This is a genomic window from Acinetobacter endophylla (assembly GCF_053543775.1).
Window position 1 is genome coordinate 1,883 of sequence record NZ_JBLVOM010000062.1, and the last position, 1,543, is coordinate 3,425.

Genomic DNA, 1,543 nt, shown 5'->3' on the forward strand with positions numbered 1-1,543 from the left:
AGTTAGTGAGTCGTGATACTAAACGTTGATATTGCGAGTGGGTAGAATAAATCCTTAAATTAAAAGCCTGTAAAATCAATCAGATATTTTTTGTTTTAGGTGGTGTGTGAGCATGAAATCTAAAAGTTTTTTTCAACTAAGGGCTTTGTTGCACAAACGGTAATCCTCCCATAAATAACTGAAGTTAAAAGTAGAGGTTAAGCAGCCATTAGAGGTGGCCTTCCTTTGTTTGCTTGGTGTGGTCTTTCATGGTTGTAATGCCACAGCCAGTTTGTTGCATAATCTTGTACTTCATCCAAAGTATCAAATAAATGTTTGCTCAGCCAACTATAACGTATAGTCCGATTATAGCGTTCAATATACGCATTCTGCTGTGGTTTACCTGGTTGAATATATTCAATACGAATACCTTGTTCAGTTGCCCAGCGTACAAATTCGTGACTGATAAACTCCGGGCCATTGTCACACCGAATAACTAACGGTTTTTCTCGCCATTCCAATAACTGATTCAATGTGTGAATAACCCTGATCGTGGGTAATGAGAATTCTGCTTCAATAGTCAAACCTTCTCGACGGTAATCATCAATCACATTCAACAATCGGAACTTACGACTATCGATCAGCTGGTCATGCATAAAATCCAGTGACCAGACCTGATTTGCCCGGATCGGCTCTTTCAGTGGTTCTGGTGCATGCCGTTTTAGTCTTCTTCTCGGTTTAATGCGCAGATTCAGTGCTAACTCACAGTAAATGCGATAAACACGCTTATGATTCCAAACATGGTTTTCAACATGACGTAGATAAGAGAAACACAGACCAAAACCCCAATCTGTATTTTCTTCAGTGAGCTCAATGAGCTGTTCTGCAATTAATGTATTGTCATCGTTTAACTTGGATTGATAACGGTAGCAGGTTTCACTGATACTAAATCCTCGGCAAGCCAAACGAATGCTAATCGCATAGTGGGCAACTGCCTGTTGTGCCATCTTACGTCGGCAAGATGGCCTCACCCTTGCGCAGCAGTGCTGCTCATTGCCATCGCTTCCTGAATGATCTCTGCCTTTAAGCGTTCTTCAGCATACATCTTTTTAAGTCTGGTATTTTCTGCTTCCAGTTCTTTGAGTTTTGCCATTAATGATGTATCCATACCGCCATATTTGGCACGCCATTTATAGAAGGTCGCATTACTCATACCGTGTTCACGACAAAGGGCGGCTACAGGTGTGCCAGACTCCGCCTGTTTCAAAATGGACATGATCTGACTGTCAGTAAATTTAGATATTTTCATGCAGAATCTCCTGCCTATACTTTAAGAGAAAATTCTACTTTTAGGTCCTATTGTTTTTAGGAGGGATTACTGGGTACAAACATGGACATGATGAATCCAGATCAAACAAAAGAATAATTTGATTTTCGTTTGAAACTTTCTTTTCCAAATGAATTGTTTTTAAAGCAAACATAGTAAAGTTTATGAAGTATTCTTAAGGTCAACATATCATATTTTATGAGTAAAATAGAAATCACTTAAGTTATTGAATTTTGG

The 1,543-nt window shown here is 39.0% G+C and carries 2 pseudogenes; both read right to left on the bottom strand.

The features are described 5' to 3' along the window. Nucleotides 1–197: 197 nt before the first annotated feature. Nucleotides 198–1,288 (bottom strand): annotated as a pseudogene (locus ACNPNW_RS04805) (IS3 family transposase). Nucleotides 1,289–1,352: 64 nt separating this feature from the next. Beyond that, nucleotides 1,353–1,460: pseudogene (locus tag ACNPNW_RS04810) on the bottom strand (site-specific integrase); the annotation flags it as partial. Nucleotides 1,461–1,543 lie beyond the last annotated feature (83 nt).